This is a genomic window from Pseudomonas sp. GW821-FHT07F01 (assembly GCF_059418825.1).
Genome location: NZ_JBWKQO010000006.1, coordinates 564,735 through 580,976 on the forward strand (window position 1 = coordinate 564,735; position 16,242 = coordinate 580,976).

At 63.4% G+C, this 16,242-nt stretch carries 14 protein-coding genes; 9 read left to right on the forward strand and 5 right to left on the reverse strand.

The annotated features are described in order from the left end of the window. Both pncB and AC07R1_RS24350 read right to left on the reverse strand, forming a co-directional pair. On the reverse strand, positions 1-1,215 hold the full coding sequence (gene pncB / locus AC07R1_RS24345; RefSeq protein ID WP_495111008.1) for a nicotinate phosphoribosyltransferase: 1,215 nt from the start codon (positions 1,213-1,215) through the stop codon (positions 1-3). Between the two features lie 202 nt (positions 1,216-1,417). Continuing rightward, positions 1,418-2,320 (reverse strand): LysR family transcriptional regulator, encoded by a 903-nt coding sequence (locus AC07R1_RS24350; protein WP_015633948.1) that lies wholly within the window; start codon positions 2,318-2,320, stop codon positions 1,418-1,420. Positions 2,321-2,490: 170 nt separating this feature from the next. Here AC07R1_RS24350 and amaB point away from each other — a divergent pair, with 170 nt between their 5' ends. The 9 genes from amaB (at position 2,491) to AC07R1_RS24395 (ending at position 13,628) form a co-directional block, all read left to right on the forward strand. After that, positions 2,491-3,981 carry an L-piperidine-6-carboxylate dehydrogenase gene (amaB, locus tag AC07R1_RS24355; protein WP_495111009.1) on the forward strand — a complete coding sequence of 497 codons (1,491 nt, stop codon included), beginning with the start codon at positions 2,491-2,493 and terminating at the stop codon, positions 3,979-3,981. A gap of 113 nt (positions 3,982-4,094) precedes the next feature. Further along, positions 4,095-5,378, forward strand: coding sequence for an L-pipecolate oxidase (gene amaA / locus AC07R1_RS24360; protein ID WP_011058965.1), 1,284 nt, complete (start codon positions 4,095-4,097; stop codon positions 5,376-5,378). Between the two features lie 364 nt (positions 5,379-5,742). After that, positions 5,743-6,879, forward strand: coding sequence for a branched-chain amino acid ABC transporter substrate-binding protein (locus AC07R1_RS24365; protein WP_011058966.1), 1,137 nt, complete (start codon positions 5,743-5,745; stop codon positions 6,877-6,879). Positions 6,880-7,040: 161 nt separating this feature from the next. Beyond that, positions 7,041-7,955: an ABC transporter permease subunit gene (locus AC07R1_RS24370; RefSeq protein ID WP_011058967.1), complete on the forward strand. Its 915-nt coding sequence runs from the start codon at positions 7,041-7,043 to the stop codon at positions 7,953-7,955. A 2-nt stretch (positions 7,956-7,957) separates the two neighbouring features. Beyond that, the gene (livM, locus tag AC07R1_RS24375; RefSeq protein ID WP_011058968.1) at positions 7,958-9,253 is read left to right on the forward strand and encodes a high-affinity branched-chain amino acid ABC transporter permease LivM; all 1,296 of its coding nucleotides are present in this window, start codon (positions 7,958-7,960) and stop codon (positions 9,251-9,253) included. Continuing rightward, positions 9,250-10,122: an ATP-binding cassette domain-containing protein gene (locus AC07R1_RS24380; RefSeq protein ID WP_011058969.1), complete on the forward strand. Its 873-nt coding sequence runs from the start codon at positions 9,250-9,252 to the stop codon at positions 10,120-10,122. Before livM ends, AC07R1_RS24380 begins: the two co-directional genes overlap by 4 nt. After that, positions 10,119-10,835 carry an ABC transporter ATP-binding protein gene (locus tag AC07R1_RS24385; RefSeq protein ID WP_495111010.1) on the forward strand — a complete coding sequence of 239 codons (717 nt, stop codon included), beginning with the start codon at positions 10,119-10,121 and terminating at the stop codon, positions 10,833-10,835. The genes AC07R1_RS24380 and AC07R1_RS24385 overlap by 4 nt, the downstream gene beginning before the upstream one ends. Positions 10,836-11,707: 872 nt before the next feature. Then, entirely contained in the window at positions 11,708-12,475 is a 768-nt protein-coding gene (locus AC07R1_RS24390; protein ID WP_041115482.1) for an SDR family oxidoreductase, read from the forward strand. Positions 12,476-12,722: 247 nt separating this feature from the next. Beyond that, positions 12,723-13,628 (forward strand): cation diffusion facilitator family transporter, encoded by a 906-nt coding sequence (locus AC07R1_RS24395; protein ID WP_011058972.1) that lies wholly within the window; start codon positions 12,723-12,725, stop codon positions 13,626-13,628. Between the two features lie 73 nt (positions 13,629-13,701). Here AC07R1_RS24395 and AC07R1_RS24400 read toward each other — a convergent pair whose 3' ends face one another. From AC07R1_RS24400 to ureG, 3 genes are all read right to left on the reverse strand, one after another. Further along, positions 13,702-14,841, reverse strand: a complete 1,140-nt coding sequence (locus tag AC07R1_RS24400) for an AGE family epimerase/isomerase (RefSeq protein ID WP_123397737.1) — start codon at positions 14,839-14,841, stop codon at positions 13,702-13,704. A gap of 168 nt (positions 14,842-15,009) precedes the next feature. After that, entirely contained in the window at positions 15,010-15,582 is a 573-nt protein-coding gene (locus tag AC07R1_RS24405) for a HupE/UreJ family protein (RefSeq protein ID WP_015633953.1), read from the reverse strand. 38 nt (positions 15,583-15,620) lie between these two features. Next, positions 15,621-16,235, reverse strand: coding sequence for an urease accessory protein UreG (gene ureG, locus AC07R1_RS24410; protein WP_011058975.1), 615 nt, complete (start codon positions 16,233-16,235; stop codon positions 15,621-15,623). Positions 16,236-16,242 lie beyond the last annotated feature (7 nt).

Below are 16,242 nucleotides of genomic sequence, written 5' to 3' on the forward strand. Positions count from 1 at the left end.
TCACTCCTTGCCAGGTTGGGCAGGTACTTGGAAAACGTGGCGCAAGTAAGCGACGAAGTTCGGATCCTTGCAATGGGTCTTGCCCGCTTCATCGGAGATCTTGGCGACGGGCTGGCCATTGCAGGCAGCCATTTTAAGCACGATGCTCATCGGCTCGACACTGGGAATGTCACAGGTCAGGTTGGTGCCGATGCCGAAGCTGACATTGATCCGCCCCCGCAGCGCACGGAATATTTCCAGGGCGCGCGGCAGGCTCAGGCTGTCGGAGAACACCAGGGTCTTGCTCATCGGATCGATGCCCAGCTTGTGGTAGTGGGCGATGGCCTTTTCTGCCCAGAGGATCGGGTCGCCGGAGTCGTGGCGCAGGCCGTCGAACAGCTTGGCGAAGAACAGGTCGAAATCGCCGAGGAAGGCATCGGTGGTGATGCAATCCGTCAGGGCGATGCCCAGCAAGCCACGGTATTCGCGGACCCAGCAGTCGAGGGCGGCGATCTGGCTGTCGATCAGCCGCGGCCCCAGTTGCTGGTGGGCCATGATCCATTCGTGGGCCATGGTGCCCAGGGGTTTCATGTTCAGTTCCCGGGACAGGTGCACGTTGCTGGTGCCGACAAAACGTCCGGGGAAATCGTGCTTGAGCACGTTCACTACTTCTTCCTGGACCCGGTAGGAAAAGCGTCGGCGGGTGCCGAAATCCGCCACTTGCAGCTCGGAAAGTTCTTCGCTGCTGGCGTTGGCGGTCAGCCAGTCGAACTTGCGGTACAGCTGCTCGCGGGCCTGGACCAGCTGGATCTCGCGATAGCGGTAGCGGTTGCGCACCTCGCTGATGATGGCCAGCATCGGCACTTCGAACAGGATCACGTGCAGCCAGGGGCCGCGCAGGCGGATAAACAGCTCGCCGTCCTCGATGCCGGTATGCACGTAGCGCAGGTTGAAGCGAAACAGCCCGAGAAAGCGCAGGAAATCCGGCTTGAGGAAGCTGATCCGTTCGAGAAAGCCCAACTGGTCGGCGCTCAGGCTCAGTTCCGCCAGGCGCTCGAACTGGTAGCGGATCTCTGCCAGATAGGGCCGCAGGTCCTCGCTGTTACGGCAACGAAACTCCCATTCCACCTCGACGTTGGGGTAGTTGTGCAGCACCGCCTGCATCATGGTCAGTTTGTAGAAGTCGGTGTCGAGCAGGTTCTGCACGATGCGATCGGCAAACACACTCTCGCTCATAACGGGAATCTCCATGCTGGCCGCGACGGACAAGTGCGGCATTCAGCTCTTTCAATGAAGGCGCTAGTGGCGCATAGACGCGCAGCGCTTTGCCAGTGTTTTTTGTGGCGGGCCATTCTCCGGTCGTAGGAGCTGGCTTCCCAGCGAACGGATCTTCAGTCTTGAGCAGGGCTCAAGGGCCCCATCGCCGGCAAGCCGGCTCCTACGGGAGGGGCGAGTCGTTGTGTTCGAGCATCCAGCGCACGAAGTCCCGGACCTTGGGCACTTCCGCCGAGTGTTCGGGGTAGGCCAGGTAATAGGCGTCCTGGCTGGGCATGGCGTATTCCCAGGCGATCACCAGCTTGCCTTCAGCCAGTTCTTCTTCCACCAGAAAGCGTGGCAGCAGGGCGACCCCGCAGCCGACCTGGGCCGCACGGATGCACATATAGAAGGTTTCGAAGCGTGGGCCGTGGTAGCTGTGCTCGGTCTGGTAGCCCTGTTGATCGAACCATTCGTGCCAGCCCTGGGGCCGTGAAGCGTTCTGCAACAGCACCAGTTCAGTGAGTTGCCTGGGGTCGGTCAAGGGCTCGGCGGGCAGGCTGTCAGGGGCGCAGACCGCCACCAGCTCTTCGCTGAACAGCTTCAGGCTCTCGGTGCCGGGGCGTGAACCCTGGCCAAAGTAGAAGGCCAGGTCGGCATGGCCCTGGAGCAGTTCGTCAGGCTCTTGCTCATTGCACAGGTCCAGGTGGATGTGCGGGTGGCGCAGTCGCCAGCCCTTGAGGCGCGGCACCAGCCAGCGGGCGCCAAAAGTGTAGGGCGTGGAGACTCGTAGGACTTCGGTCTCGCCGCCGTAGGAACGCAGGTAATGGGTAGACATCTCCACCTGGGTGAGGATCTTGCGCACCTCCACCAGGTACAGGTCGCCGGCCGGAGTCAGTTGCAGGCGCCGCCGTACCCGACGAAACAGCAGGTGTTGCAGCAGCTCTTCCAGTTGCGCCACTTGCTTGCTCACCGCGCTCTGGGTCAGGTTGAGCTCTTCGGCCGCACGGGTGAAGCTCAGGTGCCGGGTCACGGCCTCGAAGCACTGCAGGGCGGTGATCGACGGCAAGTAGCGTTTGTTGAGCATGGGTGGTCCTTGTTCTTATGGGTGCCAGCGAGCGGCTCAGCATGAATAAACGGAATGATATCTCGCTTAAAGGTCGTTTGTTGGCAAGTCTCGGGCCAGCTACAACTACTAGCCTTGATGGCCGTCGCAGCGGCCTGGTTCTTTCGCTTTCATCTGTAAGGAGTAACCCCATGGTTGCCGCATTGCTTGATCGTCTGGGTGTCAACCCGGCCCTGTACCAGTCGGGCACCCAGCCTGTGCACTCGCCCATCGACGGCAGCCGGATCGCCGCGGTGAACTGGCAGGGCGCCGCCGAGGTGGAGCAGCAGGTCAGTCGCGCAGAGCATGCATTCGCCCTGTGGCGCAAGGTGCCGGCACCCCGTCGCGGCGAGCTGGTGCGGCAATTCGGCGAGGTGCTGCGCGAGTACAAGGCCGACCTGGGGGAGCTGGTGTCCTGGGAAGCCGGCAAGATCACCCAGGAAGGCCTGGGGGAAGTGCAGGAAATGATCGACATCTGCGACTTCGCCGTCGGCCTGTCGCGCCAGCTCTACGGCCTGACCATCGCCTCCGAGCGCCCGGGCCACCACATGCGTGAAACCTGGCATCCCCTGGGGGTTGTTGGGGTGATCAGCGCCTTCAACTTCCCGGTAGCGGTCTGGGCCTGGAACACCACCCTGGCGCTGGTCTGCGGCAACCCGGTGATCTGGAAACCCTCGGAAAAGACCCCGCTCACCGCCCTGGCCTGCCAGGCGCTGCTGGAGCGCGTGTTGAAGAACTTCCAGGATGCGCCCGAATACCTGAGCCAGGTGATCATCGGCGGCCGTGATGCCGGTGCCGCCCTGGTGGACGATCCGCGGGTGGCCCTGATCAGCGCTACCGGCAGCACCCGCATGGGCCGCGAAGTGGCGCCGAAAGTGGCCGCACGCTTTGCCCGCAGCATCCTCGAACTGGGCGGCAACAATGCCATGATCCTTGGCCCCAGCGCCGACCTGGACATGGCGGTGCGCGCCATCCTGTTCAGCGCCGTGGGTACCGCCGGCCAGCGTTGCACCACCCTGCGTCGCCTGATTGCCCACGAGTCGGTGAAAGAGGAAATCATCAGCCGCCTCAAGACGGCCTATTCCAAGGTGCGCATCGGCCACCCGCTGGAAGGCAACCTGATCGGCCCGCTGATCGACAAGCACAGTTTCGAGGCCATGCAGGATGCCCTGGAGCAGGCCCTGAGCGAGGGCGGCCGGGTCTTCGGCGGCCAGCGCCAGTTGCAGGACCAGTTCCCCAACGCCTACTACGTGTCGCCGGCCATCGTCGAAATGCCCGAGCAGAGCGAGGTGGTGTGCAGCGAAACCTTCGCGCCGATCCTCTATGTGATCGGCTACGACGACTTCGAAGAAGCGCTGCGCCTGAACAACGCCGTGCCTCAGGGCCTATCGTCCTGCATCTTCACCACCGACGTGCGTGAGGCCGAACAGTTCATGTCGGCGGTGGGCAGCGACTGCGGCATCGCCAACGTCAACATCGGCCCCAGCGGCGCAGAGATCGGCGGCGCCTTCGGCGGCGAGAAGGAAACCGGCGGCGGTCGCGAATCCGGCTCCGATGCCTGGCGCGGCTACATGCGGCGCCAGACCAACACCGTCAACTACTCCCGGGAACTGCCGCTGGCCCAGGGCATCACCTTCGATTGAGTCTTTTCGCGAGCACGCTCGCTCCTACGGGGAGGTTTGTAGGAGCCAGCTTGCTGGCGAACAGCGGCAAGTGCGTTTCAGCGTCTGTGGTTCGTTGATTTCGGAGTCTGGCAATGGCGCTACAAGAACAATGTCTGTGGGAAACACTCACTCCGCAACGGCCTGACAGGGCGCCGCTCAAGGGCGAGCTGACGGCGGATGTGTGCATCATCGGCGCCGGCTTCACCGGGCTGTCGGCCGCCGTGCATTTGCTGGAGCAGGGCAAGCGGGTCTGTGTGGTCGAAGCCCACCGCGCGGGGCACGGCGGTTCAGGGCGCAACGTCGGGCTGGTGAACGCCGGCATGTGGATCCCGCCGGACGAGATCGAGGCCGGTTTCGGCGAGCAGGTGGGCAGCCAGCTCAACCGCATGCTCGGCGCGGCGCCGTCATTGGTGTTCAGCCTGGTGGACAAGTACCACATCGATTGCCAGCTGCGCCGCGAAGGCACTTTGCACATGGCCCACAACGCCCGGGGCGAGGCCGATCTGCGCAGCCGTGAAGAACAGTGGAAACGTCGCGGGGCCCCCGTGGAGTTGCTGACCGGCGCGGCGTGCGAAGCGGCCACCGGCACTCGCAAGATTGCCGCGGCCCTGCTCGACCGGCGGGCGGGAACCCTCAACCCCATGGCTTACGTCAGCGGCCTGGCCAGGGCGGCGACGGAATTGGGCGGGCGTCTGTTCGACCATTCCCCGGTCACCCGCCTGGAGCGCCAGGGCCAGCGCTGGTCGGTGCAGACCGAGCAGGGCTCGGTGCTGGCCGAGCAGGTGGTGATCGCCTCCAACGCCTACACCGAAGGCGACTGGACCGAGCTGCGGCGCAACTTCTTCCCCGGCTACTACTACCAGGTGGCTTCCGCGCCCCTGACCGAAGAAGCGGCCCGGCAGATCCTGCCCGGGGGCCAGGGCTCCTGGGATACCCGACAGGTGCTCAGCAGCATCCGCCGGGATGCCGAGGGCCGCCTGTTGCTGGGCAGCCTGGGCAATGGCAGCCAGAAGCCCTTGTGGTTCCTCAAGGCCTGGGCCGACCGCGTACAGCAGCATTACTTCCCGTACCTCAAGCCGGTGGAGTGGGAATGCACCTGGACCGGCTGCATCGCCTTCACCCCCGACCACCTGATGCGCCTGTTCGAGCCGGCCCCGGGCCTGGTGGCTGTCACCGGTTACAACGGCCGGGGCGTGACCACCGGAACCGTGGTGGGCAAGGCCTTCGCCGACTACCTGTGCAACGGCGACCCCCAGGCCCTGCCGATCCCCTTCGCAGCCATGCAGCCCCTGGCCGGCGTGGGCTTGCGCAGTTGCCTGTACGAAGCCGGCTTCTCCCTCTACCACGCGGGCCAGTGCCTGCGAATTGTGATCTGAACAAGGAAATAGTGGGCGGCCGACGACGCTTTTCGATGCAGCGACTAGCCTGTAATGGTGCGGCTCGTAGCAGTCTCGCACCAGCAGTGTGCAGTTCGGTGACGCGAGCTGTTACAGCAGGGTTGCACGTTGAATTGTGTCGCGGTTGCAATGATGGCACGCATGGGTTGCGCCCATTAAAAAGCAGGGTTTTACCTTCCGCGGTTTAGACGGTTGCACGCCCAATAAAAAAGGGCTCGAAACAGTCGAAATAACAATAAGACAGCGACTTTTTTCAGAATAAAAAACCACTGGCACGGCGCTTGCTCTGAGCAACCTTAGTGAAGTCGCAGTGCCAACTAAAAAAACCTTGGAGCACCACCTCATGTCCCAGACGTTTTACAAGAAAGGCTTTCTGGCCCTCGCAGTGGCAACTGCGCTGGGTGTTTCTGCGTTTGCTCAAGCCGACCTGAAGATCGGTGTAGCGGGTCCCATGACAGGCGCCAACGCGGCATTTGGCGAGCAGTACATGAAGGGTGCACAGGCAGCGGCTGACGAGATCAACGCCAAGGGCGGGGTCAACGGCGAGAAGATCGTCCTGGTCAAGGGCGATGACGCCTGTGAACCCAAGCAGGCGGTGGCAGTGGCCAACCGCCTGGTGGACCAGGACAAGGTGGCCGGCGTGGTCGGGCACTTCTGCTCCTCGTCGACCATTCCGGCTTCCGAGGTGTACAGCGACGCCGGTGTGATTGCCATCACCCCGGGCTCCACCAACCCCCAGGTCACCGAGCGTGGCCTCTCCGCGATGTTCCGCATGTGCGGGCGTGACGACCAGCAGGGCATCGTCGCCGGTGACTACATCATCGATGTGCTCAAGGGCAAGAAAGTCGTGGTGCTGCACGACAAGGACACCTACGGCCAGGGCCTGGCGGATGCCACCAAGGCACAGTTGACCAAGCGCGGCGTGACCCCGGTGCTGTACGAGGGCCTGACCCGTGGCGAGAAAGACTTCAGCGCCGTGGTGACCAAGATCCGCGCCGCCGGCGCCGACGTGGTGTACTTCGGCGGCCTGCATCCGGAAGCCGGTCCGCTGGTACGCCAACTGCGCGAGCAGGGCCTGAAGGACGTCAAGTTCATGTCCGACGACGGCATCGTTACCGACGAATTGGTGACCACCGCCGGTGGCCCGCAATACGTTGACGGCGTGTACATGACCTTCGGCGCCGACCCGCGCCTGTTGCCAGACAGCAAGGCCGTGGTGGATGCCTTCCGCAAGGCCGGCACCGAGCCAGAGGGCTATACCCTGTACGCTTATGCCTCGATCCAGGCCCTGGCGGCCGGCTTCGGCGGCGCCAAGTCCAACAAGGGCGAAGATGCGGCCAAATGGCTCAAGGCCAATCCGGTGAAAACCGTGATGGGCGAGAAGTCCTGGGACGCCAAGGGTGACCTCAAGGTTTCCGACTACGTGGTCTATCAGTGGGACAAGGACGGCAAGTACCACCAGCTGGAAAAACAGAAGTGACATGAGTCCGAACGGGCCGGTACCACCCCCTGGTACCGGTCCCTGCTCGTGCAGTACTTGCCTTTTCTCGTAGAGCTGCACAACGGACGTGTTGCGCAGACGGGTGATCCCTGTCCGGCGTCGACGGCCTGTGCAGTCTCTCAAGTCCGTGAGATTGCGTTATGGATGGTATTTTCCTGCAGCAACTGATCAATGGGCTGACCCTCGGGTCCGTCTACGGTCTGATCGCCATCGGCTACACAATGGTCTATGGCATCATCGGCATGATCAACTTCGCCCACGGCGAGGTTTACATGATTTCCGCCTACCTCGCGGCAATCAGTCTGGCTCTGCTGGCCTATTTCGGCATTGAATCCTTCCCGCTACTCATTCTCGGCACGCTGATCTTCACCGTCGTGGTGACAGGGATCTATGGCTGGGTCATCGAGCGCGTGGCCTACAAACCCCTGCGCAACTCCACCCGCCTGGCGCCGCTGATCAGCGCCATCGGCATTTCGCTGATCTTGCAGAACTACGCGCAGATCAGCCAGGGTGCCAAGCAGCAAGGGGTTCCGACCCTGCTGGCCGGGGCCTGGAAAGTCGATATCGGCACAGGCTTCGTGCAGCTCACCTACACCAAGATCTTCATCCTGGTGGCGGCGTTCGCCGGCATGGCACTGCTCACCTACATCATCAAGTACACCAAGCTCGGGCGTATGTGCCGGGCCACCCAGCAAGACCGCAAGATGGCCTCGATCCTCGGCATCAACACCGACCGGGTGATCTCCTACGTGTTCGTCATCGGCGCGGCCATGGCGGCCCTGGCCGGGGTGCTGATCACCATGAACTACGGCACGTTCGACTTCTATGCCGGCTTCGTCATCGGCATCAAGGCGTTCACCGCGGCGGTACTCGGCGGCATCGGCTCGCTGCCTGGGGCGATGCTCGGCGGGATCATCCTCGGCATCTCCGAGTCGCTGTTCTCCGGTTTGATCAACTCCGACTACAAAGACGTGTTCAGTTTCTCGCTGCTGGTGCTGATCCTGATCTTCCGTCCCCAAGGCCTGCTGGGTCGCCCACTCGTGGCGAAGGTGTAAGTATGTCTGCTGCCAATAAACCGATTGATATCAAAAAGAGCGTCATCGACGCCGTGCTGGCCGGGCTGATCTCGCTGATCGTGTTTGGCCCCATCGTGGGTGTGGTGCTCGATGGCTACAGTTTCAACCTGCAGCCGACTCGCGTGGCCTGGCTGGTAGCCATTGTCATGGCCGGCCGGCTGGCCCTGAGCCTGTTCCTGCAAACCCCCAAGGGCCTGAAGATACTCCAGGGCTTTGAAAGCACCGGCTCCGGCGTGCATGTGCTGGCGCCGGACTACAAGTCGCGGCTGCGCTGGATCATCCCGGCCCTGATCGTGATTGCCATCGTGTTTCCGTTCTTCGCCAACAAGTACCTGCTGACCGTGGTCATTCTCGGGTTGATCTACGTACTGCTGGGCCTGGGGCTGAACATCGTGGTGGGGCTGGCGGGCCTGCTGGACCTGGGTTACGTGGCGTTCTACGCCATCGGCGCCTACGGCCTGGCCCTGGGCTACCAGTACCTGGGCCTGGGCTTCTGGACCGTGCTGCCCCTGGCGGCGATTGCCGCGGCCCTGGCGGGGTGCATATTGGGCTTCCCGGTGCTGAGGATGCACGGCGACTACCTGGCCATCGTGACCCTGGGCTTCGGCGAGATCATCCGCCTGGTGCTCAATAACTGGTTGTCCTTCACCGGTGGCCCCAACGGCATGCCGGTGCCGTCGCCGACTTTCCTGGGCCTGGAGTTCGGCCGCAAGGCCAAGGACGGCGGGGTGCCGTTTCATGAGTTCTTCGGCCTGGAATACAACCCCAACCTGAAATTCCTGTTCATCTACATCGTGCTGTTCCTGGTGGTCCTGCTGGTGCTCTACATCAAGCACCGGCTGACCCGCATGCCCGTGGGGCGGGCCTGGGAAGCCCTGCGTGAAGACGAGATCGCCTGCCGCGCCATGGGCCTGAACCATGTGCTGGTCAAACTCTCGGCCTTCACCATCGGTGCTTCCACCGCCGGCCTGGCCGGGGTGTTCTTCGCCAGCTACCAGGGCTTCGTCAACCCGTCGTCGTTCACCTTCTTCGAATCGGCGCTGATCCTGGCCATCGTGGTGCTGGGGGGCATGGGCTCGACGGTGGGCGTGGTGATCGCGGCCTTCGTGCTGACTGTGGCGCCGGAGTTGCTGCGCAGCTTCTCCGAGTACCGGGTGCTGCTGTTCGGCATTCTCATGGTGTTGATGATGATCTGGCGACCGCGAGGGCTGATCCGCATCAGCCGTACTGGCGTCACTCCACGCAAAGGTGCTCTGACTGAGGGGAACGCGCCATGAGCGAATACATTCTTTCGGTCGAAAACCTGATGATGCACTTCGGTGGCATCAAGGCCCTCAGCGACGTCAGCCTGAAGGTCAAGCGCAACTCGATCTTCGCCCTGATCGGCCCCAACGGCGCCGGCAAGACCACGGTGTTCAACTGCCTGACCGGCTTCTACAAGGCCTCCGGCGGGCGCATCGAGCTCAATACCCGGGGCCGGCAGACCAACGTCATCAAGCTCCTGGGCGAGCCCTTTCGCGCCACCGACTTCGTCTCGCCGAAAAGCTTCGCCAGCCGCCTGTACTACAAGATGTTCGGCGGCACCCACCTGGTGAACCGCGCCGGCCTGGCGCGGACCTTCCAGAACATTCGCCTGTTCAAGGAAATGTCCGTGGTGGAAAACCTGCTGGTGGCCCAGCACATGTGGGTCAACCGCAACCTGCTGGCGGGCATCCTCAACACCAAGGGCTACCGCAAGGCGGAAAGCGCCGCCCTGGACCATGCCTTCTACTGGCTGGAGGTGGTGGACCTGGTGGACTGCGCCAACCGCCTGGCCGGCGAGTTGTCCTACGGCCAGCAGCGGCGCCTGGAGATCGCCCGGGCCATGTGCACCCGGCCGCAGATCATCTGCCTCGACGAGCCGGCCGCCGGCCTCAACCCCCAGGAAACCGAGGCGCTGAGCGCAATGATCCGGCTGCTGCGCGACGAGCACGACCTGACCGTGGTACTGATCGAACACGACATGGGCATGGTGATGAGTATTTCCGACCACATCGTGGTGCTCGACCACGGCAACGTGATCGCCGAGGGCGGCCCGGAGGCGATCCGCAATGATCCGAAAGTGATTGCCGCCTACCTGGGTGCCGACGAAGAGGAACTGGCATGACTCAACCTATCCTCGAACTCAAGGACCTGGACGTGTACTACGGCCCGATCCAGGCCCTGAAGAAAGTCTCGCTGCACATCAACGAAGGGGAAACCGTGAGCCTGATCGGCTCCAACGGTGCCGGCAAGTCGACCCTGCTGATGTCGATCTTCGGCCAGCCCCGGGCGGAGTCCGGGCAGATTCTCTATCGCGGTGTGGACATCATCCACAAGTCGTCCCACTACATCGCCTCCAACGGTATCGCCCAGTCCCCGGAAGGGCGTCGGGTGTTCCCCGACATGACCGTGGAGGAAAACCTGCTGATGGGCACCATCCCGATTGGCGACAAGTACGCCAATGAGGACATGCAGCGCATGTTCGAGCTGTTTCCCCGCCTCAAGGAGCGGCGTACCCAGCGGGCCATGACCATGTCTGGCGGCGAGCAGCAGATGCTGGCCATTGCCCGGGCATTGATGAGCCGGCCCAAGTTGCTGCTGCTGGATGAGCCGAGCCTGGGCCTGGCGCCCATCGTGGTGAAGCAGATCTTCGCCACCTTGAGGGAGTTGGCGGCCACCGGCATGACCATCTTCCTGGTGGAGCAGAACGCCAACCACGCGCTGAAGCTCTCGGACCGCGCCTACGTGATGGTCAACGGCGAGATCCGCCTGAGCGGCACCGGCAAGGAACTGCTGGTCAACGAGGAGGTGCGCAACGCTTACCTGGGCGGCCACTGACCGTCCGCTCTGTGGATAAAGCATGCCCCGCCGGCCCGCGCCGCCGGGGCATTGTTATGCCCACCCCATCCCGTCCTCCCCTGTAGGCGCTGGCTTGCCAGCGAAGGGGGCCGCCTGACCGCCTTTCTGATTTCACCGAGCGCCGACTGGCGCTTTGCGCCTGCACCAAGCTTGTGTCCGGTAATTGTGGAAAACATTCCTGGCAAGCTGCTTTAACGCGGCATAAAGACGCTGCAAACAGTTGTTTTTCCACTGTTTTGACTTGTCCCCGTTTGCTGTGGAGCGGGCTGTGGGTAACGTGGGTGTAGCTGGCTGCAAGCCTTTAACCACGTGGCTTGCAGGCGATTGGTTGTTTTTTGATCGGTGCTTTTTGTGGGAGCTGAAGGTGCGCTTGTCAACCTTTTTATTGTCGCAGCTGTACCTGGAAAAGGGTTGGGATAAGCCTGTGGATAAGTCTGTGATTAAACTCTGGAAAGACGGCTCTGAGCGGCGTAGTTACTGGCCTCTGGCCTTGTCAACCTTGACCGTGCGGTCATCTTTGCCCGGGCCGGCTGCATGGACCCGCGGTCCGGGTCAAGCAAAAAACTTCTGCTGAACCCGCGCAGGCCCTGTGGATAGCGGCTTTCAGCCCTTTGCACTTGCCCCCAAAGACTGTGGACCGGCCTGTGGATAAGGTGCGTGCACATGGCTGCAGGCCATGTAACCCGTGGCTTGGCGCCTGGTGAGTGTTTTTTGTACAGCAAGCATCGGGCGCGCTCACCGCTTGCGGCTCTTTACGGCCAACGGCGCGGTTGCCGGTAGGAGCCGGCCCGGGCATGCTGCGAAGCGTTTTTTATCGAAACGGCGGCTCGCCACCCAGCAAGGAGAACACCATGACTTCCACACTGTTCATTACGGGCGCGACTTCCGGTTTTGGCGAAGCCTGCGCCCGGCGCTTTGCCGCAGCCGGCTGGTCCCTGGTACTGACCGGCCGCCGCGAGGAGCGCCTCAGCGCCCTGTGCGCGGAGCTGTCCAAACAGACCGAGGTGCATGGCCTGGTGCTCGATGTGCGCGACCGCAAGGCCATGGAAGAGGCCATCGCCCAGTTGCCGCCTTCGTTCAGCAAGCTGCGCGGGCTGATCAACAACGCCGGCCTGGCCCTGGGCGTGGACCCGGCGCCCAAGTGCGACCTGGATGACTGGGACACCATGGTCGACACCAACATCAAGGGCCTGATGTACAGCACCCGCCTGCTGCTGCCACGGTTGATCGCCCACGGTCGCGGCGCAGGCATCGTCAACCTGGGCTCCATCGCCGGCAACTACCCGTACCCGGGCAGCCACGTCTATGGCGCGAGCAAGGCTTTCGTCAAGCAGTTCTCCCTGAACCTGCGCTGCGACCTGCAGGGCACCGGCGTGCGCGTCACCAACATCGAGCCGGGGCTGTGCGAAAGCGAGTTCTCCCTGGTGCGCTTCGCCGGTGACCAGGCACGCTACGACGCCACCTACGCCGGGGCCGAGCCGATCCAGCCCGAGGACATCGCCGACACCATTTTCTGGGTGCTCAATACCCCGGCACACGTCAACATCAACAGCCTGGAGCTGATGCCTGTGAGCCAGACCTGGGCCGGTTTCGCCATCGAACGCAACGCCAAGTCATGAGCCTCCTGTAGCCGCTGCCGCAGGCTGCGACAGGGCCGCAGGGCCCTCCGGCGCCCGCAAGATCTTGCGCCTCCTGCGGAGGCGGTCGCAGCCTCGCCATCGCTCGGCAGCGGCTACAGTTGTACTCGGATACACATAAGCTGATTCGTTTCAGCTTGTGGGCAGCCCTGACAGGTTAGAATTCCCGCCAGAAATTTCGCCGCTGCCTCACACGAGGCGGCGTTTTTGAAGTTCGATAGGAGGAATCGTGAGTAACCGAGGTGAGCAGGCTCTGCTCAAACAATCGACCGTACTGATGTTCGCCGTGGCGATCGCCGGTATCGTCACGGGTTTTGTTTCTGGCGCCCAATCCATCCTGTTCGATGGATTTTTTTCGCTGATCGCCACCTTCATCAAGGTCCTGATGCTGATCACCGCCAAGCTGATCGCCAAGGAAAGCAACCACCGTTTCCAGTTCGGCTTCTGGCACCTGGAACCCATGGTGCTGCTGATCGAAGGCAGCTTCCTGATGCTCATCGCCATCTACGCCTTCCTCAATGGGGTGTTCGGCATCATCAACGGTGGCCGCGAGGTCGAGCTGGGGCTGGTGATTTTCTATGCGGCGTTTTTCGCCGTGGCGGAGTTCGCCTACTTCTTCTACGTGCGCCGGCGTAACCGCAAGCTCAAGTCGTCGCTGATCCAGTTCGACAACATCAGCTGGCTGGTGGACGCGATGCTCTCGGTGGGGCTGCTGGTGAGCTTCATCATCGCCTTGCTGCTCAAGCAGTACGGGCACGGCCAGTGGGCGGTGTATGTCGACCCGGCGATCCTGATCCTGCTGGCCCTGAGCATGTTGCCGCCGGCGCTGAAGATCTTGCGCCCGGCCCTGCGTGATGTGCTGGGGATCGCCCCGGACCAGTTGGACGAAAAGGTCCGCAACGTGATGGAGCAGGCCAAGGCCGCCCATGGTTTCGACGACTACATCAGCTACGTGCAGAAGCACGGTCGGGCGCGGTTCATCGAGATCCATATCGTCCTGCCGGCGCACTATCCGCTGCAGGATGTGGCGACTCTGGACCGTTTGCGCGAGGAGATTTCCAGCCAGTTGGGAGAGGCCGACGCAGCGCGCTGGCTGACCATCAGCTTTACCGGGGATCGCAAGTGGATCGCTTGATGGGCGGCGCCTGTTTCGCCGGCAAGCCGGCTCCTACAACACCGCGTAGGAGCCGGCTTGCCGGCCAAGGGCCTCAGGCAAAATATTCCGCCAGCCCGCGATAGCAGGTCGCCAGGTGATAAGGCGTGGTCGAGGGCATATCCCGCCGGCTGACCGCGCCGTTGGCATCCAGGCATTCATTCCAGCCCCCTGCATGCAGGAAATGCGCTTGCAGCGCTTTTAGCTGACGCAGCAAGGGTGCCTGGCCAGCCGGGCGCAAGGTCAGGGCACGCAGGTATTCGGCCTGGGCCCAGATGCGCTGGGTGGCGTCCTTGACGCCGGCTCGGGGCGGCAGTTCGAGCATGGCGCACACGGCGCCGCTCTCGGGCTCGACTCCCAGTTGCTCGGTAAAGGCGAAGGCTCGTTCCACGCAAGCGTGCAGGGCGCTACCGCGCAGTAACTGTGACGAGGCCAGCAGGAAGTACCACTCGAACTGGTGCCCCGGCTCGAACCAGTTATCCACAGCTCCCAGGGGCTTCTCCATCATCACCCCGTGCTGGGGGTCGATGAACTGCTGCTGCATGGCCTGGCACAGTTCCAGCAACGCGGCTTGCACCGCAGCGTCCTCGCGTACGGCCAGGATCGCGAGAAAGGCTTCGGCCAGGTGCATCAGTGGATTCTGCAGGGGCCCCGAACCCAATATGGACCAGTCCTCGGCGAGGCTGGCTTCGTAGAGCCCGTCGCCGCGGGCGAAGCGCTGGGCTACCACTTCCAGGGCGGCGTTGAGCACCGACTCCACCAGCGGCTCGCGGACCTTGGCCCAGTAATGAGCGCAGGCGAAGAGGATAAAGGCGTGGGTATAGAGGTCCTTGCGCCTATCCAGCGGCGCGCCTTCGGGGTCGATGCTGTAGAACCAGCCACCGTGCTCGGCGTCGTGGAAGTGCCGCTGCAGCGAGCGAAACAGCGCGGCGGCGCGCTCCTGGGCAAAGGGCGCGGCGGCATCGCCGATCAATTGGGAGAACAGATACAACTGCCGGGCACAGGCCATGGCTCGATAGCGCTGCGGCGGCAGCGGCCGATGCTCGGCGTCCAGCGCCTCATAGGGCAGCGCCAACTGCGGATTCCAGCCCGGGCCTTGCCACAGCGGCACTATCACCTTGTGGAAATGCTGCTGCATGGCGTTGAACAGAGCGCTCGATTCAGGCGAGGTGGCGGAGCGGGATACATCGGGCATTGGCTGGCGTCGTCACGGCAGTTTTGAATGCGCGACATGTTACCAGAGAAGCCCCACAAGGCGGCTTGCCCGCCGAGCACGACATACTGGCAGGAGCTGGCTTGCCTGCGAACGAGGCCCGCAGGACCGCCTTCGCCGGCACGCCGGCTCCTGCAGATGAAGCAGGGATCAGCCTGCCAGCAACCACACGCCCGTAGCGGCCGAGGCCGCACCGGCCAGGCGCACCAGCGGCGCTGCCGCCTGAGGCAGTACCCGTACCACGGCATAGCCGGCGGCATGCAGGGCCGCAGTGGCCGCCACAAAACCGGCGGCATAGGCCCAAGGGCTGGACATGTCCGGCAGTTCCAGGCCGTGGGCCACGCCATGGAACAGGGCAAACAGCGCGGTGGCGGCAATCGCCAGGCTCAGGGGCGGGCGCACGGCCAGGGCCACGGCCAGGCCCAGGGCCAATACCGAAGCGGCGATGCCGCTTTCCAGGGCCGGCAACTCCAGGCCCTCGAAGCCCAGCACACCACCGATCAGCATGGTGCCGACGAAGGTGCAAGGCAGCGCCCAGCGCGCGGCGCCTTGCTGCTGGGCGGCCCACAGGCCGACAGCGAGCATGGCCAGCAGGTGGTCGAGGCCGCTGATGGGGTGGCTGATACCGGCCATCAGGCCGTTGTCGCCATGGCCCGGGTGGGCGAAGGCCAGGGCCGGGGTCAGCAGCAGGGCCAGGGCCCCGAGGATGCGTTTTAGGGTCATGGAGTGGCTTTCCTTGTTGAGCGGATTGGGTTCGGGGATCAGGCAGCGGTGAGCAGGCCCTGGCGTTCGATGAAGGCGATGATGTCCGCCAGGCCCTGGCCGGTTTTCTGGTTGCTGAAGACGAACGGCTTGCCGCCGCGCATGCGCTGGGTATCGCTGTTCATCATCTCCAGGGAGGCCCCCACCAGCGGCGCCAGGTCGATCTTGTTGATCACCAGCAGGTCGGATTTGCAGATGCCCGGACCGCCCTTGCGCGGCAGCTTGTCACCGGCGGAAACGTCGATCACATAGATGGTCAGATCGGAGAGTTCGGGGCTGAAGGTGGCCGAGAGGTTGTCGCCGCCGGACTCCACCAGGATCAGGTCGAGCCCGGGAAAGCGCCGGTTCAACTGGTCCACCGCTTCCAGATTGATCGAGGCGTCTTCGCGGATCGCGGTGTGCGGGCAGCCGCCGGTTTCCACGCCGATGATCCGTTCCGGCGCCAGGGCCTCATTGCGTACCAAGAAGTCGGCGTCTTCGCGGGTGTAGATATCGTTGGTCACCACCGCCAGGTTGTAGCGCTCGCGCAGGGCCAGGCACAGGGCCAGGGTCAGGGCGGTTTTACCGGAGCCCACCGGGCCGCCGATGCCGACGCGCAGAGGTTGTGCGTTCATGAGTTTC